A 21,528-nucleotide genomic window follows, 5' to 3' on the forward strand; every position below is an offset into this window, starting at 1 on the left:
AATGGGGTTCAAAATAAATTTATTTCTATTTTAATCGCGCCGATTTCAATATATTGGACTTTATTTGGCTAAATATTGATTCTGCGGGTTTAAAACATCCGGATTTAAAAACGGAGGGTTTTATGTTGCTTGCAAAAGGTTTATCCGTTTATACGCAGTTTAAATATTTGGCTAATTAGTGCTGTTCGGAGGGATGAAAAACCGGATGGTTAAGAATGTTGAAGCTCAGAAAGCAAGGGATGCATTCTCCGAGGAGAATGCCTGGGGTCTCGCCACAAACGTAGACCTGTACGGATGCAACCCGGATACAATAAGGGATGCAGGAAAAATAAAGCAGTTCGTTGTCGAACTTTGCGATCTTATCGACATGAAGAGATTCGGAGAGACTGAAGTTGTCCACTTCGGTCCGAATGACAAGGTTGCAGGTTATTCAATGACACAGCTGATCGAAACATCGCTGATATCAGGTCATTTCGCAAATTCGACGAATGCTGCATATATAGATGTCTTCAGTTGCAAGGAATATAATCCCGAAGACGTCGTAGAGTATGCAAAGAAATTTTTCGGCGCGAATTCAGCAAAAAGTAATGTTGTTCTAAGGGAGTAATCTCCAATATCTATTTTTATCAGAGGCCCTAAAAAAGTTAATAACAGCTTTATGTCATATGATATGAAGTAATTTTAACAGGGTCGTTTATGCAGGATAATACTGAAGATAACGAATCAGAAGCCTTTGTAATCCCTTTCGTCAAGATCCAGGGAAACGGGAACGATTTCATTCTAATCGACGAGACTGACGGGGAAGTAATTCCCGATCCGATGAAGGCCGAGTTTGCCGCTCTTTATTGTGACAGGCGGTTTGGGATCGGCGCCGACGGTGTCCTGTTCCTCTCGAAGTCGGATAAGGCGAATATCAGGATGAGAATCCTGCAGCCTGACAAGAGCGAGGCCGAGATGTGTGGAAACGGTATCCGCTGTCTGGTAAAGTACGCGTATGACAACGATTACATTACGGAAAACTGCGTAGTCGAAACTCTTGCGGGAAACCTGTCTGTGGAACTCGGCTATAACGAGAATAATGAATTCATCGCGAAGATAGATATGGGAAAGGTGCTCTCTGAGTGCAGCGAAATCCCGGCGAAGGGAGAGGGAGAATATCTCAGGAAGATCAACGGCTATGATGTTTATGCGGTGAATACCGGTGTTCCCCATGCAGTCATCTTTGTTGATTCGGTTGAAAAACTGTCGATCGAAGAGATTGCTCCTCCAATCAGGTATCATGAATCGTTCCCCAATGGTGCGAATGTCAATTTCGTGCAGATAACAGGGAAGGACGAGATATCAGTCCGTACATATGAAAGAGGCGTTGAATCGGAGACACTGAGCTGCGGTACGGGTTCGACTGCAAGTGCAGCCGTCGCACATAAGTTAGGAAAAACCGGCAGCAGGGTAAAGGTGAATACAGTCGGCGGGCCTCTTGTAATATACCTGGAAGACGACGAGGCTTTCATGGAAGGTCCGGCGGCGACGGTTTTTACGGGCCGGATATGGGCCTGATTCCTTTCTCTTCAATAATAAAATCCAGAAAATCTCCTTCTTTTTTTGACCTGTGCTTTTCAAGAACAGCTGTTCTTAATCCGTTCTTCTTTTCAAGCCTTACAATTACCTTTGAGATATGCCTCAGCGATGTCCCTCCGAGGCCGGAGACTGCATTCTGGTCAATATTCATATACACCTGATTTGAGACAAGAACCGGGATGTCGTATCTGCGTGCAAAACCGAGCAGTCTTATCATCTGGCTGCCCAGTTTTCTCTGGCTCTCGCCGGATCGCCCTCCCTCAACCCTGTATAATGCCGTAGCCGAATCAAGCACTATCAGGCCTATTCCGGTATAGGTCTTCAGTAATTTGTCGCATTCCCCGATCATCAGTCCCTGCAGGTCGAAATCGACCGGTTCAAAAATTATAAGATCTTCTGCAAGTGTCCTGTTTTCTTCGCCCGCAATCTGCCGGAATCTTTCAACTGAAAATCCTTCGGTATCGATGTATATGACTTTTTTTCCGGATTTTAGCTGTTCTATGGCAGTCATCAGGCATATTGTGCTTTTGCCGCTCGCCGGCTCACCATATACCTGGGTGATCATTTTTTTTTCAAGGCCTCCCCCGATAAGATCGTCGAATTCGGGTGATCCTGTACTTATCTTGTCTTCCTGCATAGAACATCCGGGGTTATTCGATCTCTTTTAATGCCTTATCTTCCGCGTATCGTGCTATTGTCTTCAGGGGGAGTTTGCAGGAAGCGGCAGTCTTCTTCAAATCTTCGTATTCGGCCTTGACTGTAACCGGCGTGCCATTGATGTACCCAACTTTTACTCTTATATTGTACGTGGAATTTTCATAGGGGAAGGAGACCTCTACGATCTCCCTTTCCAGTATCGATCTGTGTATATTCTGCATGTGCCTGATACCAAGCGTCCCCAGTTCTTCCGAAAGTATTTCAATAAACCTGTGGGTATCGTGGCTTTTGCTTATCACCTTCATCAGGTATCCCGGCCTGCCTTTCTTCATTATTACAGGGATTGCACACGCATCGGATGCTCCTGCTTCCATAAGCCTCTGTATTACATGCGAGATGAGTTCCCCGGTTGCATCGTCGACGTTTGTCTCCAGGATCTCTATTACGTCATGGTTGAGAACTTCGGATTCGACTATAAATGTCCTTAAAACGTTAGGCGTGTCTTCCGGGTCTCTTTTTCCCGCCCCGTACCCTATGGCTTTTACAGGGCCTGTGATGTCAGGAATCTCCTTAGATCTGAATTCGGCCAGCAGGGCGGCCCCTGTGGGAGTGCACAATTCTGATTCGTCATCCGTGATTTTTACAGGAATATTTCCGTTTTTTAATATTGCAAGTGTTGCAGGAGCGGGATTAGGGTAACTTCCGTGGGCGGATTTGATATATCCCCTTCCCGTTGCAACGGGCAGGACTGCCGTGGCATCGATATTAAGTGAGCAAAAAGCGGTACAGGCGCCGAGGACATCGGCAATTGCATCATCCGCACCGACTTCGTGAAAATGAGGATTTTCCCCGTGAATCTCTCCTTCTCCTGCCGCCAGTCTTTTGAATACCCTTTTTGCCATCTCTATTGCATCTTTCGGAGCATCGGCTTTTTCGACTATCTTCAAAACTTCTTCAAGGGTTCTGTGCGAATGGCCCGAGTTAGTTTGAATTCCTATTGCAGATATGCCGCACCTTTTGACCCTGTCGATCCCGGGCGGCGCAACAACCGAGGACATCGCCTTTATTACACTCTCTTTGTCTGCGCCGAGGTCAAGGAGCGAACCGGTGATCATATCGCCTGCCGCTCCGTGAAAGGGATCAAATACAAGGATACGCATATGTAACATGTACTTATACGTAATTGCATAATATCTTGTGTTAAGGTGAGTTTATGATAAATCTGAAAGTCGACAGCGCTTATCCTGAGGACCAGGGAACCGGACGTGCCAGACTCGATCCCGAAACAATGCTCCAGCTTCACCTTTCTCCAGGGGATCTAATATATATAAATGGAAAAAGGCGGACTGTTGCAAAAGTATGGCGCCAGATGGTCAATGACTGGAATAAGAATAAGATTAGAATAGACAGTTTCATCCGGGCAAATGCAGGCATCAGCATCGGCGAAAAAGTGGAGATCGATGCCGTTGAAAATGTAGTGGCGGCAAAAAGGGTCGTTCTTGCACCGCCCGAGGATCTTCCAAAACAGCTTCCGATAAATTACAATAATGCTGTGACCAAGCTTATCGATTTCCCGGTATGCAAAGGTGACCGGGTTCCTGTTCTTGCGGGGCTGCCTTTTATGCAGCCCCAAACCGTTGCTTTCAAGGTAGTAAGTATCGAACCCGAAGAATCCGTGATCATTTCAAAGGAGACCGATGTCGAATTTTCAGACAAGCCTGCCGAGGGATTTGAAGGCATCAAACTGATATCGTACGAGGACATCGGCGGTCTCAAAGGGGAACTCCAGGATGTAAGGGAGACGATCGAGCTTCCCATGAGGCATCCGGAACTTTTCAGGAAGCTCGGGATCGATCCGCCTAAAGGGGTTTTGCTGTATGGTCCTCCCGGGACTGGAAAGACACTCATAGCAAAGGCCGTAGCCAACGAGAGCGGTGCGCATTTCATCTCAATAGCAGGGCCTGAAGTAATATCCAAATATTACGGCGAAAGCGAACAGAGGCTCAGGGAGATCTTCGACGAGGCGGAGGATAATGCCCCCTCGATAATTTTCATCGATGAACTCGATTCAATAGCCCCCAGGCGTGAGGACGTAACCGGAGAGGTCGAGAGAAGAGTTGTTGCACAGCTCCTGACGATGATGGACGGCCTTGAGGAGAGAGGCCAGGTCGTAGTAATAGGAGCAACGAATCGTCTTGACGCAATAGATCCCGCCCTCAGAAGGCCCGGAAGGTTTGACAGGGAGATCGAAATCGGGCCGCCCGATGAATCCGATCGCCTCGAAATTCTGAGAATCCATGTACGCGGGATGCCGACTGAAGGAGAGAAGAGGATAATCGAGGTCAGGAAGAAGATCGACGAAAGTTCGGGTCTTGAGAAGGATGAGCTTGAAGAGGAGCTCAAGAGCCTTGAAAGTGAGATGTCCCGCAGCAGGGAGAACCTGCTGAAGGAATTTTCTTCTCTTACAACAGGATTCGTGGGCGCTGATCTTGCAGCACTTGCACGGGAGGCGGCGTTGCGCGCCTTGAGGAGATACCTGCCCGATATCGACCTTGAGATAGAAGAGATCTCACAGGAGATCCTCGAATCGATGGAGATCAGGGTAGAGGATTTCCATAATGCCCTAAAGGATATCAATCCCAGTGCAATGCGTGAGGTATTCCTTGAGGTTTCCCATGTTCACTGGAATGATGTAGGCGGTCTGCAGAAAGAGAAGGAGGAGGTGCGCGAAGCTGTCGAATACCCGCTCACGAAGCCCGGCCGCTTTGAAGACCTCGGTATTGAGCCGCCGAGAGGAGTCCTCCTGTACGGACCGCCCGGAACAGGAAAAACCCTGATCGCCAAGGCCGTTGCAAACGAGAGCGGTGCGAATTTCATCCCCGTAAGGGGCCCCCAGCTGTTGTCGAAATGGGTAGGGGAAAGCGAGAGGGCCGTGCGTGAAATTTTCCGGAAGGCAAGGCAGGTCTCACCGTCCATCATCTTCTTTGACGAACTGGACTCCCTTACTCCAGTGCGTGGGAGAGGATCCGATTCGCACGTGATGGAGAGTGTTGTAAACCAGATCCTGACAGAATTCGACGGGCTGGAGGATATGCGTGGCGTTGTCATTATGGGAGCTACGAACCGCCCGGATATGATCGATCCCGCACTGCTTCGTGCAGGAAGATTTGATCGCCTGGTGTATGTCGGTGAGCCCGACGAGGCCTCGCGGAAGAGAATTCTCCAGATCCATACCCGGTTCATGCCGATAGAGGGTTCAGCTCTCGACGAGATAATCGAATCGACGAAATCCGGCGAGGAGAGGTTCTTTGAGGAGGCGTTTAAAAATCTCAGCAAAAAGAAGGATATCATGCCGAACAGGCAGGTCTCGGCTGATGAACTGAAGGAATTCCTGGTTGCGGAGAACCAGCAGAGCACAATTTCAATCCCGGTTTATAAAAGAAGGAGACTTGTCGTCGATCTTTTAAGTAAGAATGCGTTGTATCTCAAAGATCCGGGGAGGGATGAATTGATCGATAAGATCGCTGCGCTCAGTCCCGGCTATGTAGGCTCGGATCTTGAACTGCTGTGCAGGGAGGCTGCCATGTTTGCGATGAGGGACGGAAAGTCATCTGTTGACGAGTCTCATTTCAAATCGGCTCTCAAAAAGGTCCATCCTATGATGAACGAGAGACTGCGCGAGCAGTACGAGAATATCCGGACATATTTCAAAGGGGGCCTCCCGCGGCAGGTCCAGCCTATCGAATACCAGTAACTATTTTTTCAATCCATTAATCTTTTTACATCAATGAACAAAAATATACATTGAATTTACTGAATCTCTGTCGGAGGATGAATATTGCCAAATTGCACCACATTTATCGATAATAACCTGAGATTAAGGGATAAGCCGGCACTCATATGCCCTTCGCAAAACATCTCCCTGACATACGGGGATCTCTTTGAAGCCATGAACCGCTACTCGGGTATTCTGGTTTCAGGGGGAATTGAAAAAGGGGACAGGGTATGCATATATCTTCCTTCATCCCCTGAATATCTAATATTTTACCTGGCAATATGGAGAATCGGAGCTGTTGCAGTTCCTTTGAATATTGTTCTCAAACCGGCCGAGGTCAGGTATATGCTTGAAAATTCAGGTGCGAAAGCGATCATCTCCGATATAAGTGGTTCTGATTCGGTAAGAGAAGCGTTATCCAACGGTCCGAATGTCGTTAGTTATGTTACGGGCAGTGAGGAATGGAATGAAATGGTATCCGGTGCCGGATGCCCGGTCCGTCCTGTCGACTGCGATTTCAATGATCTCTGCCAGTTCCAGTACACATCGGGAACTACAGGAAAGCAGAAGGGTGCAATGCTTTCTCACGGCAACTGGATCTCGGCAATGGATGCTGAATGCGATGTTCTTAGTTATTATGAGGATGATGTCTATCTCGGCATCTACCCTATGGCCCATGTGGGAGTTTCATGGGGTATATCCGCATTGAGAGCCGGTGCCACTTGGGTTGTAATGGAAAAGTTCGAGCTTGAAGAATATATCGATCTTATCGAGAGGTATTCTGCGACCGTAGTTGCGGGTATGCCCCCGGTAATCCATTCGCTGCTGAAGACTCCTCCCGGAACCGAGGATCGGCTGAAGAGCGCAAGGGAGATGATCAGCGGCGGAGGGCCGCTCCACCATGCCATCTGGAAGGAGTTTTACAGCCGCTTCAGGATCCCGGTTGTAAACGCATATGGCCTTTCGGAAACTATCGTTGTCGGAACAGGCACTGCAATCCGGCCTGAAGATTATCGCTATGCAGATGAGTTCAGGAGCGTGGGCAAACCTGTCGGGTACAGCGAGCTGAAGATTGTCGATGTCAACGATCCTTCGACAGAGCTTGAGCACATGGAGACCGGCGAGATTGCATTGAGGGGCCCGGCTGTTGCCTGCGGCTACTGGGGAATGGAAGAAGAGACGAAGTCGGTTTTTCTGCCTGACGGCTGGTTCCTGACAGGAGACATAGGCCATATCGACGAGGATGGGATGCTCTCAATCACCGACAGGAAGAAAGATATGATCGTCATGTCTGGATGGAAAATATACCCGACAGAAGTTGAAAAAACTTTGATCGAAAATCCTGCCGTCGACGATATCGCAGTGTTCGGGTGCAGCGACATTCACAGGGGTGAGGTTCCGGTGGCCGCAGTTGTGATGAAAGAGGGTTACGATTTCGACAGGAAGTCTATGGATGAGTTTGCACGCTCGCGTCTTGCGGGATACAAGGTCCCCAGGGAATATTATGTCGTTGATTCACTGCCCAGAGTCAGCGGATGGAAACTGCTCCGGCGTGAACTCGTAGAGAGATACTGCGGAAATAACTGAAGTATTTTTTATAAATATCTTTTTAATATTAAAAGCACACCTTGTACTGATGTCAAACAGAATAGAGGAGATCCCTGATATCAGCAAAGTAAAAAGCCTTTCAAGCGGCATTGACGGGCTTGATTTTCAGCTTGACGGGGGCATTCCGGCAGGCTCCCTGATCCTGGTAATGTGTGATCCTCTATCCGGAATTGAAAAATTGTCAAAGCAGTTCTGGGAGGCAGATGACTCAGGTAAAAGTTCATATTTCATGCTTGATTCGGCGGTTGAAGCTGGCATGGCAGACGCCGGGAATATGAACCCCGGGGAGATTTCAGCGAATATGACAGGTAAATGGGTCGTCGTCGATTCTCTCTCTACGATGCTTTTAAAATACGGTATTGATGATATCATCGGGTTACTGAATGAAGTGTCGGGAAAGGTCAGGAAAGAGGGTGGAAATATTCTTCTTATAATGTATACCGGAATTCATTCAGCTTATGAAGAGATATTAATCAAAAGGAACTGCGACACCATCTTTACTCTTAATCTCAGCATACACGGGAACGAAGTCGAGCGAAATCTTCAGGTAAATAAGATTAAAGGGTTGGATCTGCCTAAAAGAGTGTTCCCGTATAATATACTGAACAAAGGAATCGAACTTTCGACGACCGGCAGGGTCGTGTAATATTAATGGCTCTTCGTTGTTTCATGTGAGCAAATAATTTGGGAATGTTACCCTTTTTCACATAAGTTCAGAACCAGCAAACAATTGCTTAAAAATGAGAAGCATTTTCTCATCCTCACATGACATTGTTGTATTTCTTATAGATCCTATTCTGACGACCCCGGCACCGGCGGCCCAGGCCGCCGGACGGCCCCTACCCAGGGGCCTTGCCCGGAGATGATCTTCTCACGGCACGCCCCGGGGACCGGCAAGGGTCCCCCGGGCTGTCGAATTTTAGTTATGAGCCAACTTTTTTGGTAGATTCCGTTGTACATGCTATGAATTTACTGCGTTTCGCCGCTCAGGGGATACTCGTCTGTCCCCTGAGTGGCTATCGCCATTGAGAGGCCCCGAGGCCGGGGCCGGTCCGCGAGCCTGCAGTGCGGCTCGCGGCGAGGGGTTGCCGAAGATGAGCCTTATGAATATCTTTGCCGGAACGCCTAAATTGGTATAAAAATCCGGACCCTGACCCTTTAGGCAACCCCGGCACCGGCAAGGGTCCCCTGAGCTGTTGAATTGAGCTTTTTTGTAAATCCGGATCGAGACCATTTAGATCCCCTTGGGATGTTGAATTTAGTTTCCTTAGCTTATTCCATTCTGTACGCGCCATGAATTTATCGCTTCCCGCTGCTCAGGGGATACTCGTCTGTCCCCTGAGTGGCTATCGCTATTGAGAGGCCCCGAGGCCGGGGCCGATCCGTGAGCCTGCTGTGCGGCTCGCGGCGGGGGGTTGCCAAAAGTAGTGAAACTTGTTTTTATACTCGCACAGATTAGCGAAGAGCCATATTAGAATTATACAATCTCCGATTTGCTCCCTGACTTGCAATTCAGTCTGATATTTTTCAACGCCAGGGCCTTCTTTTCAACAAGGTGCCACGAGAGATACGCCAGGGGAATTGCACACCCGAAGGAGAGTGCAATAAGCTGCCAGATCTCAACAGACGGCCAGAAGTTCAGAATTGTCTGCTGGATAGGGTATGTGTAGATATACATGCCGTATGAAGGATCGCCCCATTTTCCGAACCCGGACAGATGAGGGATCTTCGCATATGCAATCAGTACTACGAAATAGGGTATGGCAATAAACGCGAATATGAACATATATTCTGTCCCGAATGTCAGAAATATCGGGATTAACAATATCAGGCCTATCCACCACCTGAACTTAATTTTGTCCTTGTTCATGTAAAGGAACGACCCGATAAAGAAATAGATTGCAAAACGGATCTTGTTCAGCACCGGACTGTCATAAAAACTGAGCCATGCAAGAGCAGTGAGCAGGATGAACGGGAGCATGATATATCTTTTTTTGAGGATTCCGATAACCCCGAGAAGAGCTACAAGAATGTAGAGGCTGAATTCAACCGGGATAGTCCACAGGGGTGCATTGACGTAGGTCACCGGATTATTTGTAAAGATCCCGATCGCCCCGCCGTTGGTGTAAAACGGGACTGCCAGCCATGTTGAAACCGAGGTCAGATTCCAGAAATATTCTTGGATTGAAAAAGTGGTATTCAGTGGTCCGATGATGAGCATTATCATCGATATGGATATTATCAGTCCCGGAACTATCCTCAGCGCCCTCTTCCACAGGAACAGTTTTAACTGGGGTTTTTTGTCCCAGCTCTGGGTGATCAGGTAACCGCTGATCACAAGAAGTATTGCAAGACCTGTCTGCCCGACCAGCAGGTGCCAGTCAAAGAGGAATACATTAGAATAACCGAGGTACAGGGCAAAACAATGTGAAAATATTATGGACGCAGCCGCAAAAAACCTCAAAAAATCAAAATTGTTTGTATATCTTACATCCATATTATCTATAACCGGTTATAACTGAATGCGTACTGTCTCTGCCGCTTCTGTCATATTTTTGAGTTTTCCGAAGGCGACGGCCCTTTCGTGCATTCTCAGGCCGCAGTCCGGGTCGATTAATAATCTTTCAGGCCCGAATAAGTCGACACCTTTCTCTATCCTTGAGATAATGGTTTTTACAGAATCGATATTTGTATCTGCAGAATCGACCACTCCGTATCCTATGATCTTATCGTGAATCTCATTCTTTGAGATCGTCTCGAGATTGTCAGGGTTGTTTGCGAACTCGAGATCGATAATATCTACCGGCATCTTCAGGAGAATGTCTATTATACTCCCGATATTTCCGCATACATGAAGACAGGTTGGCACCCTGAGGGAGCCGGCAATCGACCTGATTGATTCATATGCCGTGTTCATATTGGCAATTCCGGTAGACAAAATCGGTTCGTCTATCTGGAGTATCGTAATTCCTGTTTCCTGCAGGTATCCGGCTTCCCGGACGAGCGCACTTGTGATATCCGGAATGATCTCGTCCCTGTCCCTGTACATCGGGGTCTTGATCTTTAAGGCGTGAGCAATAGTGGAAGGACCGGCAAACATTGCCTTGACTTTCCCGTGCTTTGAAACTGCGTATTTTGTGTCGGAGACTGTAATAGGGCCTGCTGCAGGTTTTATAAGCCCTTTGACCTCCTGGCCGCTGATGCCCGGAAGTTTTGAGATTATCGTCGAGATCATGTCTCCCCTGACCTGGCCGGTGGAGATGATGTCGATACCCGCCTCTATCTGGTCGGATACCGCAGTCTCCAGCGCTTCCTTCTCCGGGTTTAGTAATGATTTGAACCCTTTCGCCTTAACTGCAGGATAGCTTCCGACGACAGTCGTCGGAAGCGGTTTGGCCATTATCTTCATGGTGTAAGTCTGTGTCTGTCTCTCGGAAATAGTACTGCCTCGCGGATATTGGGCAGATCAAGCATGGTCATAATAAGTCTCTCCATACCGAGACCCCATCCTGCGTGCGGGGGCATTCCGTACCTGAAGGGTTTCAAATAGAATTCAAAACTGTCGGGCGACAATCCCTTCTCCCTGATCTGCTCCACAAGAAGGTCGTGCTGGTGGATACGCTGTGCACCGCTTGAAAGCTCCATCTTCGGGTGCATGAGATCGAACGCCTTGCAGATCTCCGGCTCGTCTTCATATGGCATCGCGTAATAGGGCTTGATGGACGTGGGCCAGTCGGTAATGAAATAGTGCTCTCCCATCTCGTCGCCGATCGCTCTCTCTGCGGCTGTCGAAAGATCGTCGCCGTAGCTGATCTCCTCGTCGATCGACATCGCGGCGATGTCTATTGCCTCTGCGTATGTAATTTTGGGGAACGGAGTCTTCGGGACTTCGAATTCAATACCGAGTGTCTCGATCTCGTTCTGGCAGTTCTTCTCGACGGCGCTGTATGCTGCGATGATGACCTTTTCCAGGAGCTCCATTACATCGTTGTGATCGGCAAACGAAACCTCGACATCTATCGATGTAGCTTCGTTCAGGTGCCTTGTCGTGTTGTGCTCTTCAGCCCTGAATATTGGTCCTATCTCGAACACCTTGTCGAATCCGGCCGCCATCATCATCTGTTTGTAGAGCTGCGGGCTCTGGTTGAGGAATGCCTCCTTATCGAAGTAGGCGATCGGGAAAAGCTCCGTCCCGCCTTCGGTTGCGGCAGCTACGATCTTTGAGGTCGTTATGTTTATAAATCCCTCGCTGAACATGAATTCATATAATGCTCTTGTGACATTGCTCCTGATTGAAAAGACGGAGTTGATTTTGGGTCTTCTTGCATCGAGGTACCTGTTGTCGATCCTGGTATCCACTTCTGCCAGAACCTTTTCAGAAACATCGAGAGGGAGGGGTGTTTCGGCCCTGCTTATGATCTCGAATTCCTCTGGAATTAATTCGCGGCCGCCCGGAGCCTTCTCGGTGGGCTTTACAATACCCGAGACCATTACGACCGATTCCCTGGAAACATCCCTGGCAGCATTGAGTACCGCTTCGGGAGCCTTCTTTTTGACTATCGTAGCCTGGAGAAAACCCGTTCTGTCTCTCAGGATATAAAAGCTCAGACCACCAAGGTCGCGTATTTCATGAACCCAGCCAATGACTTTTGCAGTCTCCGTTTCCGGTGTTACCTCGTTTAAATATTTACGCATATAAATTCTGCATTAAGGTATGTAACTTCAGTTTTATTTTGCTTTTCACATCCCCTCTTTGTCACGTGTTGCAATAATCTTTTAAAAGTGGAGATCCGAAGATTAATTGCGTGAAATTATGTTCAAAAAAATACTGGTTGCACTGGACGGATCGCCGTTTTCTGAAAACGCGCTGCACGTAGCAGTAGATGAGGCAAGGATCCATAATGCCGAACTGCACGCACTCTATGTAGTTCATCATGTCGTGACGCACAATATGATCTATGACAGGGGTGTATCCACCCCGGAAGGAAGTCCAAATGCCTACCACGAAGTAATGGAGGAAGAAGCGAAAAAAGTTCTTTCACACGCTGAAGAGGTGGCATCCGATGAAGAAGTCGGCATTATTACTCATTTCATGATCGGTGATCCAAGGGATTTGATCGTCGGTTTTTCAGAGGAGATTAAGGCGGATCTGATTATTGTAGGTTCTTCCGGGAAGAGCGGTCTCGACAGGTTCTTCCTCGGAAGTGTCAGTTCTTCGGTGGTTGAACATTCTGATATAACGACGATAATTGTCAGAAACTGATTGTTATGGAAAAGGATTTATCCAATCTGCTCAGAGTATTATCATAAATATGCCGGATTTCTCAAATAAAGTTGCAATATCCCTTTTAATATTTTTAAGCCTCTGTTGTCTTGCTGCTCCCTGTCTGGCTGACGACGAACTTGGAGTCTGGGGCGCAATATCTCCCGGAAACATCCTCACCCCGGGTGAGAGTGCCACTGCAGTTTATTCGGTAAGTTATGATTTCGAATCTGATGAAGAGAGCCTCCAGTTGTATACGGATCTGCTCAGCCCGAAATGGAAGTTATCGATATTGATCGATGGCGTATCGCATGACCTTCCGTCATACACCGGCAGATATGTTAGTTTAAGCGGTTTTGAACTCTATTATGACCATTCGTATTCATCTGTGGTTAAAATATCCCTTAACGGAACGGTTCCCGGGGTCTCGTCGACCGGAAACTATACGGTTATCAGGGCGACCTGGTATGATTATACCGGCGATAGAGTCGATGAAGAGACTGTTGAAGCGACTATTGTGAATCCTTCCGATATCGATGGAATTCTTGAAACCCGCAGGAGTGAACTTGCATCGTTAAAGAGCTACATCGATGAAAAGTCCGGGCTTGGTGTTGATACCGGTTCGGCAGAGGAGAAATATGATGACGCATCTGCGGCCATTGAAGAGGCTGAAGATTCGGATTCGGCTGCTGCAAGTATCCTCCTTTCTTCGGCAAAAACGTATATTGATGAGAGTTACTCCCTTACCGATGTTGCATGGGCTGAATTCTCGATCGAACAGGCGGAATCCACGATAGATATTGTTAATGGCATGATCTCGGAATACGAGGATGAAGGTCTCTCCGGTGATTCAAGGGTCTGGGTAATCCGGTCGTATATTGATAATGCGGAAACGCTCCTTGTTCTTGCAAAAGATAAATTCAGCCTTGATGACTATGATTCTGCAAGGGATTATGCAGAGCAGTCCGAATCAAAGGCTGAACAGGGATATGATTATGCAGTCAGCCTGAACAAAGATCTCGATCTGAAGTCGCCCACCTTGGCGGCAACGGCAACTGCGACGTCGACGAAATCGACAAAGTCATCGACATCGTCGGCAACAGCAACGAGCACATCCGGTTCGTCATCAGATCTCGATAAACTGATACCTGATTTCGGGGGAGACAGCGATCTTGGCAGTGTGGATGAAATCATCCATTCTGAAGTGGATTTGGGAAGTGCGATACAGATCCTGTCAATGATTGGAGATGCATTGCTGGATGCATTCGATTATCTAAGCAGTCTGCTTTCCATGGCTTCTGATAACTGACATTAGATCCCATGCAAGTGATTCGGCGGAGTGCCTGGAAGTCATCTTTGTATTGAGCAGCATCGCTCCTTCAATCCGATCTTCTTCCAGATTGTCCTGTACAAGCAGTTCAGAGAGATCTGTGTAGATCCTGACAATTTTATTATAATTGGATAAAGCCAAACCGGAATCATTTTTCGGAAAAGGCGGAGCAAAGGCTATAGTAAAATTTTCAAGCAGGAGGTTCCTGATTCCCCTGCAGGCGATTATCGGAAGAACGGATGTCATGGGAGATCCCGGGCCGATAATTACTGCGTCGGATTCCCTTATTGCCGAAGATGCTTCCTTCGTCAGAACCGGTTCGTTATAGTATTCCAGGTCTATGCTCCCGATAATATCCAGTTCATTTCCGCTGAATCTCTGTCTCAGATTCAGGGGAGATATCGTTTCATCCCCTACTTTGCACCGGAGCCCCATGAAGTTGTCAGTTGCAGGAAGTATTGCGGAACAGATCCCGAATCTCCCGCAGATCTCTTTTGTGACCTGCGTACTTGAGATTCCTTCCGAGAGATATCTTCCCCGGGCAATATGTACCGCTCGTTCCTTGTCTCCGACACCGGTAATTTCATCTTCAAAATATTTCCTGAAGAAGAGGCATGTCGAATATGTATCGCCTTTTATTCCATGCCATTTTGTAGTATTGAGAATCCCGGAGAAGAGGAAGATCAGGTCGTCGATATCAGGAGAGGCAAGTGTCCCTTCCATCCACAGGGCATCGGATGTATTGGCGATGACCGCAATTTCATCGTCGTCAAGAAAATGCCTCATTGAACGGATCAGTTTTAGTGACTCGCTTCCGCCTGAAAGGACGGTAATCATCGGTTATATGTTGGTGATAAAAATAAAATAGGTTTTCAAATTTATTCGACCAGGTTATATCTCTCATCCATCTTCCCGAGCACCTTCAGAGAGTAGACCCTGAGAAAAGTGTTGAAGGGAACGCAGATGATAAGCAGTACCGGGATTGCAATAATCAGGAACAGTATAAGCAATGTAATATTAAGGGGACTCAGGCCGAACACCGCTCCTGAAAATATAAAGAAGGCAAGGAACGGTATGCCGATTAGAAGAAGTACTACAACTGAAATAATGACCAGGATAATTGCAACGATAATCGATATGACAACTCTCATGACAAGGTATACCAGCGACTGCGAGAAGCTGGCTCTTAAAACACCCCAGCATTTTTTCCAGCCTTCGATAACCCCGCAATCGTCTTTGATCATAATGGGAACAACGAAGTCGCTGGTAAAGAGGGCGATTATTGCTACCAGTAACAGTATAAGGAGAAAAATACCGATTGCCGGGATTATCATCAGTACGGAAAGAGCTCCTCCTGCGGCTAGTGCAAATATGAATAATGCAAGAACCGATGCGATAGATGCGAGAATTAATACTATCCAGAAAGCAAAAAGCCTCAGTCCGCGACCGATATTTTCAACGAAAAATTTCTTCAGTGTGAATTCGTTTTCAGAAAGGCACCTGACGAATACAAACTGAAATATGCTTGAAAGAAATGCAAATACGACTGCTATCAGGAGTACTGCCGCGATCAGCAATATTATGATTTCGGGCAGTCCCGGCATTCCTGTAAAGGCCTGTGTGGAGTCGAAGGGTTGCGAATATGTATTTGAGGAGAACGGGAAGTTGATCCCCCCGAAGTACCCTGTAAAAAGGGAGATCACAGCGATTCTCCACCATATGCTCCAGTTGAACGGCCACAACAGGCTTTTCGTTTTTTCTATTGCATCATCAATACCTGAGAATGCATAATAATCCGCCATATGCGAATAGTTTGAGTTTTGCAGATAAATAAGTTATATAGGGATATTTCAGCAGACCCTGGATATGATCTCTCCGGCAAGTTTCGAACTGACATCTTCGTTTTTCATCAGGGTGTCGAGTTTTACTCCGCCTTCGAGTGTTATTGTATCCCTGATGTCCTGGATAAAAAGGTCTGTAAATTCACTGTACAGCTCATATGTTCCTGCAGAATCGGGCGTCATCCCCCAGGCCTCCATAAGCGCCTTCGCAGGTCCGCTCACAGGTTCATTACCTATGAAAGGGCTGACTGCGACTACAAAACTCTCCTTCAGCGCATCTTTTACACCCGAACATTCGAGGATCGGCGAGATGCTCGTTACGGGATTCGAAGGCCCGATTACTACGAGATCGGCATTATTGATGGTATCTATTGTCTCTTTTGTCCCGAAGACCTGGTCGTTTCCGACTCTTACGACCTCTTCGATGTCCAGGTTTCCACGGTGTTTTACCCAGTACTCCTGGAAATGTATCAGTAAATCGCCGGTTTTTATATATGTCGTATATTCAGAGTCGGTCATCGGGAGAATATTGGCTTTGATTCCGAGTCTTTTGCAAAGCTCCCTGGTCGCTCCGGTAAGGGTTATCCCTGAATTAAGCATCCGTGCCCTTGCAATATTTAACGCCCTGTCCCTGTCGCCGAGCGTGAGATAGACATCTTCTCCTAGATCTTTCAGGGTGTCATTTGTTATTGTAGTATCGCCTTTTATGCCCCACCAGGAATCGGTATTCAGGATTCCGGCAAAGAGATACATCACCGTATCGATATCGGGCGAGAGATGGCTCCCGTATATCCACATATCCTCCGCTGTGTTAACAACAACGGAGATATCACTGTCGCTCAGGTGATTTCGAAACCCCCTGATAAGTTTTGGAGTCCCTGTCCCCCCGGAGAGGAATGCAACTTTCATCAGTGAATATTTAAAAGAATTGGTATATAAATGGCATTAATAGCGACCCCGCCCGGATGAGATTTCTTCGATTTCGGGGCAATTGTTCCAATAATTATATCTGATTATATAAATCATTTAAAATGTAGAAAGCGGATGAAGACGATAAAGGATCCTGTTCACGGTTATATCAGCGTAAATGAAAAAATTCTCCCTTTACTTGATTCTCCGCAGGTTCAGAGGCTCAGGCACATCAGGCAGCTCGGCTTTTCGGATATGGTGTATCCCGGAGCAAACCACACACGTTTCGAACATTCCCTCGGGACGATGCACCTTGCCGGAATTCTTGCAAAAAGGCTGAAGCTCGATGATAATGATGTCCTTCTCTCGATGGTTTCAGGGATTTTGCATGATATCGGTCACGGGCCTTTCTCGCATGCAACCGAACCGCTGATCGAGGAGTATATTGGAAGAAGCCATCATGAAGTGGAGCATATGCTCCGTGAGACTGAAATATCCGGGGCCGTCGAAAAGATCGGGCTTGACCCGTCCGAGATCTGCCGGATGATCGAAGGTAAGCATAAGCTGGCCGGGATTATTCATGGCGATCTGGATGTGGACAGGATGGACTACCTGATGAGGGATGCGCATTATACAGGCGTTCCTTACGGTACGGTTGATGCACAGAGGCTTATACAGAGCACGATTCTCTCTGAAAACGGTCTTGCGTTGAAGGACACCGGAATTATTGCAGCCGAGTCGCTTCTTATTGCCAGGACTTTGATGAGGCCTACTATATACTTCCACCATGTCTCGAGGATTGCGGAATCGATGGTCAAAGCGGCGGCAGTCAGGCACCTGGAAGTCACCGGGAGCGACCGGGCAAATGAACTCCTGTCCATGGATGACGGGTCATTCTCTGTCGAGCTCATGAATTCCGAATCCGAAAGCGCTTCAACTCTCATGAAGAGCCTGATGAGGAGATCCCTCTACAAACGATCGATCTATGTCGGTCTGGACCAGATTCGGATGTCGTCAGTCCTGAGAAGCTCAGATTCGATAGACGAGAGAAAAATTGCCACAGAGATCGCGGAGACCGCGGGAGTGAATGAAGATTTCGTCCTGGTGGATATTCCGTCGTTTCCGTCTCCCATGTCGATAGACGTTATGGTCGAGAACAGGAATGATCTGGTCTCGCTCGAAGAGATGTCGCCTTTGCTAAATACTCTCAACGACACGAGAAGAATCCAGTGGAGAATGGGAGTATATACTCTCCCTGAGTATCGCAGGGCAGTGGAGAGTGCGGCGACCGAAATCCTGAATATTAGTAAACCTACTAAGCAGAACAAGCTAAATATATAATGATCCGTTCAACCAGATTTGGAGAGTACACCCCATGAAGAGATATGTAGTAGCAGTAACCGGCGCCAGCGGGATGGCGTACGCAAAGAGGCTTCTTGAAGTTCTTACCGAGAAGGGAGAGGTCCATATCATCATATCGGATATTGCAAAGAAGATAGCGGAATACGAAGGTGTCGATCTCTCGGGTTTTAACGGAGTATACGTCGGAGAGGACGAGATGTTCGCCGATATCGCAAGCGGCTCTTTCCGTTATGAGGGAATGATAATCTGCCCGTGCAGCATGAAGACGCTTGCGGCTGTCAGTTCCGGCTACTCTGAAAATCTGATCACACGTGCAGCTGACGTATGCCTCAAAGAGAGAAGGAAATGCCTCCTGATGCCGAGGGAGATGCCGCTTTCAAGAATTCATCTCAAAAATATGCTGGATGCGGATGAAGCAGGTGCGACGATAATGATGATGGCCCCGGGATTTTATATGAAACCGACAAAGATCGAAGATCTTGTCGATATGGTCGTCGCAAGAGCTCTCGATCACCTGGGAGTCGAACACGATCTGGGATTTCGATGGAGTGGATATGATGCGTGATTTTATAGAATTGATGAGGGAAAAGGATCTTGTAGTCGATGTAGAGGAAGAGGTCTCGTCGGTATACGAAGCGCCTAAAATGGCGGCTGCGACCGATAAGCTTCTCTTCTTCCATAAGCTTGACAAGGTCCACCGCGGTGTGATGAACGTTACTGCATCGAGGAAGGCGATATCGCTTGCCCTCGGGTATGATGAGAAGGATGTCGTAAGGAGCCTTGCGTCGGCAGGCTACGACGGTGTTGTGAATAATGCGGGGCAGCTCAATATGCATCCGCCTGATCTCTTCAGTCTTCCGGTTATGCGCCATTACCCTCTTGATGCAGGCAGGTATCTTACCTCTGCAGTTGTCTTTTCAGAATACGGCGGAATCACGAATGCATCGATTCACAGAATGCTTGTTCTCGACGAAAAAAGACTGGCCGCAAGACTTGTTGAAGGCCGGCATACGTACAATCTCTTAAGAACTTCACTTGAAAACGGCGATCGCCTGCCCGTAGCTATAACCATAGGAACGCATCCGCGGGTTACCTTTGCATCGTGCACCCGTGTTCCGACCGGAAAAGAACTGGGGTATGCCGCTGAATTATCCGGCGGGGAGATGGATGTCTTCGAGTGTGAAAACGGCGTTCATGTTCCCGATGCCGAGATAGTCCTCGAAGGTTATATCACCGTGGATAAAGCTGACGAGGGCCCCTTTGTCGATATTACGGGGACCTACGATCCCGTAAGGCCCGCCCCTGTTATCGAGCTTACAGGTATGCACCTGAAGAACGATCCGATCTTCCACGGGATTCTCCCGGGGGGTAACGAGCATAAGCTCCTGATGGGGATGCCATATGAGCCGAAGATCTATCGTGCCGTCGGAGAGGTGACGACAGTCAGGAATGTATCGCTCACAACAGGCGGCTGTGGGTACCTGCACGGCGTTGTCCAGGTGAGGAAGAATACCCAGGGAGATGCGAAGAATGCGATTATGGCCGCATTTGCCGCACATACCTCGCTGAAGCATGTCGTAATCGTTGACGAGGACATCGATATATACGATATGGAGGATGTCGAGTACGCAATCGCGACCCGTGTCAGGGGTGACCGGGACCTTATGGTTATCGAAGGAGCCAGGGGTTCTTCGCTCGATCCGTGCAGGATCGGTGACGGTACAAATGTAAAAGTCGGAGTCGATGCAACGATGGTTATGGGAGAAGAAAAGAATTTCGTTAGAGCCGGGTGGGATTGATAACACATGCAGCTTGACAGGGAAGATGAAAATATTTTAGCCGGGGAGTACGGCGAGACAAGACAGAAGATGATGGAGATCCTCGTTGCCTTGGGGAAGGTCTTCGGGGCGGAGGAGCTTGTGCCGATAACGAGTGCCCAGATAAGCGGAGCGTCGTATAAGACAATAGGCGAATGGGGACTTGAATGGCTGAGAAATCTTGATGCACGAGTTGCTGTTCTTTCTGTCCTAAATCCGGTCGGAATGCCCCGTGACAACTGGCGCGATATCGGGATCTCAAAGGAGTTTGCAGATAAGCAGCTGGCAGTAATGGATGCATACCGGAAGCTTGGCGTGAAGATGGAGTGCACCTGTACGCCATACTATCTTTATACGAACCTGACGATGCAGGATCATCTTGCATGGTCCGAATCATCTGCGGTCTCTTATGTCAACTCGGTTATCGGCGCGAAGACGAACCGCGAGGGAGGGCCGTCCGCACTTGCAGCGGCAATTATCGGCAAAACTCCCAAGTATGGGCTGCACCTGTTCAAAAACCGTATGCCTCAGGTTACTGTTGAGGTCGAGGATTCGAATGCTCTTCACGCCGGGCATTTCGGTGCTATAGGATATCTTGCAGGGAAGGAGGTTGGAAACAGGATACCGTACTTTACGAATATACGCGCATCGAGAGACCAGCTCAAAGCTCTCGGGGCAGCGATGGCGGCGACCGGCGCAGTCGCGCTGTATCATGTAAAGGGGATAACCCCTGAGGCGAGACTGCCGACATTTGCTCCGGAGCCTTCGGAAAAGATCGTGATAGAGGCATCCGAGATCGAATCGCTGTTTAAGGAAAAGGAGATCGATGCGGTGGCCGTCGGGTGCCCTCACTGCTCGGCTGAAGAGCTTGCAAAAATTTCAGATCTTCTCGCGGGCCGAAAGGTGAAAAAACCTCTCTATATTTTCTCGTCGAAAGGCGTGAAGGATGCAAACGCCGGTATAGTCTCGAAGATTCAAAAGACCGGAGCAAAGGTTATCGAGGATACCTGCATCGTGGTATCTCCTGCGATGGATAAATTCGATACGATAATGGTCGATTCCGGCAAGGCCTTTGCCTATGTCCCGAATATGTGTGGCGCCGAGGCAAGACTGGGAAGCCTTGAAGAGTGCATCGAAGAGGCCGTGAGATAAATAACGGACTTGCAGGAATCCTGTTTAAATGAATCTCCGGATTCTTGTTTTTGCCGGAGTTGGCGAGCTTACATTTTTTTGATAATGATCCCCTTTGCAAAGATATTGTCCGGTGAATATTTTTTGAAGAGCAATTGTTTCAAACCGCCGCTAAATTATAAAGTAAAGTTTAAATAAGCCATGAAAACGGCGAAAAACCCATTTTTTACATCCACACAGATGCCTGAGATTCCACG

The 21,528-nt window shown here is 48.0% G+C and carries 19 protein-coding genes; 11 read left to right on the forward strand and 8 right to left on the reverse strand.

Annotated features, from left to right (window positions below; genetic code table 11):
- Positions 1-205 precede the first annotated feature (205 nt).
- The gene (gene speD / locus METPAY_RS07065; protein ID WP_084600732.1) at positions 206-607 is read left to right on the forward strand and encodes an S-adenosylmethionine decarboxylase; all 402 of its coding nucleotides are present in this window, start codon (positions 206-208) and stop codon (positions 605-607) included.
- Between the two features lie 89 nt (positions 608-696).
- A complete protein-coding gene (gene dapF, locus METPAY_RS07070) occupies positions 697-1,557 on the forward strand; it encodes a diaminopimelate epimerase (protein WP_048150701.1) in 861 nt (286 codons plus the stop codon).
- Here dapF and radB read toward each other — a convergent pair.
- Positions 1,535-2,215 (reverse strand): DNA repair and recombination protein RadB, encoded by a 681-nt coding sequence (radB, locus tag METPAY_RS07075; protein WP_048150703.1) that lies wholly within the window; start codon positions 2,213-2,215, stop codon positions 1,535-1,537. The two genes, dapF and radB, sit on opposite strands and share 23 nt — an antisense overlap.
- 13 nt (positions 2,216-2,228) lie before the next feature.
- Entirely contained in the window at positions 2,229-3,395 is a 1,167-nt protein-coding gene (gene larC / locus METPAY_RS07080) for a nickel pincer cofactor biosynthesis protein LarC (protein WP_048150706.1), read from the reverse strand.
- Positions 3,396-3,448: 53 nt separating this feature from the next.
- Here larC and METPAY_RS07085 point away from each other — a divergent pair, with 53 nt between their 5' ends.
- From METPAY_RS07085 to METPAY_RS07095, 3 genes are all read left to right on the forward strand, one after another.
- Positions 3,449-5,989: a CDC48 family AAA ATPase gene (locus METPAY_RS07085; RefSeq protein ID WP_048150708.1), complete on the forward strand. Its 2,541-nt coding sequence runs from the start codon at positions 3,449-3,451 to the stop codon at positions 5,987-5,989.
- A gap of 84 nt (positions 5,990-6,073) precedes the next feature.
- Positions 6,074-7,597 carry a class I adenylate-forming enzyme family protein gene (locus METPAY_RS07090; RefSeq protein ID WP_048150710.1) on the forward strand — a complete coding sequence of 508 codons (1,524 nt, stop codon included), beginning with the start codon at positions 6,074-6,076 and terminating at the stop codon, positions 7,595-7,597.
- 49 nt (positions 7,598-7,646) lie between these two features.
- Entirely contained in the window at positions 7,647-8,264 is a 618-nt protein-coding gene (locus tag METPAY_RS07095) for an RAD55 family ATPase (RefSeq protein ID WP_048150713.1), read from the forward strand.
- An 831-nt stretch (positions 8,265-9,095) separates the two neighbouring features.
- Here METPAY_RS07095 and METPAY_RS07100 read toward each other — a convergent pair.
- The 3 genes from METPAY_RS07100 to aspS are packed head-to-tail and all read right to left on the reverse strand — an operon-like array spanning position 9,096 to position 12,313.
- The gene (locus METPAY_RS07100) at positions 9,096-10,082 is read right to left on the reverse strand and encodes an acyltransferase family protein (protein ID WP_245611559.1); all 987 of its coding nucleotides are present in this window, start codon (positions 10,080-10,082) and stop codon (positions 9,096-9,098) included.
- A gap of 48 nt (positions 10,083-10,130) precedes the next feature.
- On the reverse strand, positions 10,131-11,027 hold the full coding sequence (locus METPAY_RS07105; RefSeq protein ID WP_048150717.1) for a methionine synthase: 897 nt from the start codon (positions 11,025-11,027) through the stop codon (positions 10,131-10,133).
- The gene (gene aspS, locus METPAY_RS07110) at positions 11,024-12,313 is read right to left on the reverse strand and encodes an aspartate--tRNA(Asn) ligase (RefSeq protein WP_048150719.1); all 1,290 of its coding nucleotides are present in this window, start codon (positions 12,311-12,313) and stop codon (positions 11,024-11,026) included. Before aspS ends, METPAY_RS07105 begins: the two co-directional genes overlap by 4 nt.
- Positions 12,314-12,431: 118 nt before the next feature.
- Here aspS and METPAY_RS07115 point away from each other — a divergent pair, with 118 nt between their 5' ends.
- Both METPAY_RS07115 and METPAY_RS07120 read left to right on the forward strand, forming a co-directional pair.
- Positions 12,432-12,881, forward strand: a complete 450-nt coding sequence (locus tag METPAY_RS07115) for a universal stress protein (RefSeq protein ID WP_048150721.1) — start codon at positions 12,432-12,434, stop codon at positions 12,879-12,881.
- A 49-nt stretch (positions 12,882-12,930) separates the two neighbouring features.
- Positions 12,931-14,190, forward strand: coding sequence for a hypothetical protein (locus METPAY_RS07120; protein ID WP_048150723.1), 1,260 nt, complete (start codon positions 12,931-12,933; stop codon positions 14,188-14,190).
- Here the strand turns inward: METPAY_RS07120 and METPAY_RS07125 are convergent.
- Genes METPAY_RS07125 through cofD form a run of 3 tightly spaced genes read right to left on the reverse strand, consistent with a single transcriptional unit; the run spans position 14,155 to position 16,961 of the window.
- Positions 14,155-15,048, reverse strand: coding sequence for a 2-phospho-L-lactate transferase CofD family protein (locus tag METPAY_RS07125; RefSeq protein WP_048150726.1), 894 nt, complete (start codon positions 15,046-15,048; stop codon positions 14,155-14,157). The genes METPAY_RS07120 and METPAY_RS07125 overlap by 36 nt on opposite strands.
- A gap of 41 nt (positions 15,049-15,089) precedes the next feature.
- Positions 15,090-16,013: a DUF7544 domain-containing protein gene (locus METPAY_RS07130; RefSeq protein WP_048150729.1), complete on the reverse strand. Its 924-nt coding sequence runs from the start codon at positions 16,011-16,013 to the stop codon at positions 15,090-15,092.
- A 48-nt stretch (positions 16,014-16,061) separates the two neighbouring features.
- Entirely contained in the window at positions 16,062-16,961 is a 900-nt protein-coding gene (gene cofD, locus METPAY_RS07135; protein WP_048150731.1) for a 2-phospho-L-lactate transferase, read from the reverse strand.
- A 135-nt stretch (positions 16,962-17,096) separates the two neighbouring features.
- Between cofD and METPAY_RS07140 the strand changes: the two genes are divergently transcribed.
- From METPAY_RS07140 to METPAY_RS07155, 4 genes are read left to right on the forward strand one after another with little or no spacing between them, the layout of a single operon-like run.
- Entirely contained in the window at positions 17,097-18,302 is a 1,206-nt protein-coding gene (locus METPAY_RS07140; RefSeq protein ID WP_048150733.1) for an HD domain-containing protein, read from the forward strand.
- A gap of 34 nt (positions 18,303-18,336) precedes the next feature.
- Positions 18,337-18,888, forward strand: coding sequence for a UbiX family flavin prenyltransferase (locus METPAY_RS07145; RefSeq protein WP_048150743.1), 552 nt, complete (start codon positions 18,337-18,339; stop codon positions 18,886-18,888).
- A complete protein-coding gene (locus METPAY_RS07150; RefSeq protein WP_048151127.1) occupies positions 18,881-20,122 on the forward strand; it encodes a UbiD family decarboxylase in 1,242 nt (413 codons plus the stop codon). The genes METPAY_RS07145 and METPAY_RS07150 overlap by 8 nt, the downstream gene beginning before the upstream one ends.
- A gap of 6 nt (positions 20,123-20,128) precedes the next feature.
- The gene (locus METPAY_RS07155; RefSeq protein ID WP_048150745.1) at positions 20,129-21,292 is read left to right on the forward strand and encodes an aconitase X; all 1,164 of its coding nucleotides are present in this window, start codon (positions 20,129-20,131) and stop codon (positions 21,290-21,292) included.
- Positions 21,293-21,528: the final 236 nt, after the last annotated feature.

Origin of the sequence: Methanolacinia paynteri (genome assembly GCF_000784355.1) — an archaeon.
GTDB lineage: Archaea > Halobacteriota > Methanomicrobia > Methanomicrobiales > Methanomicrobiaceae > Methanolacinia > Methanolacinia paynteri.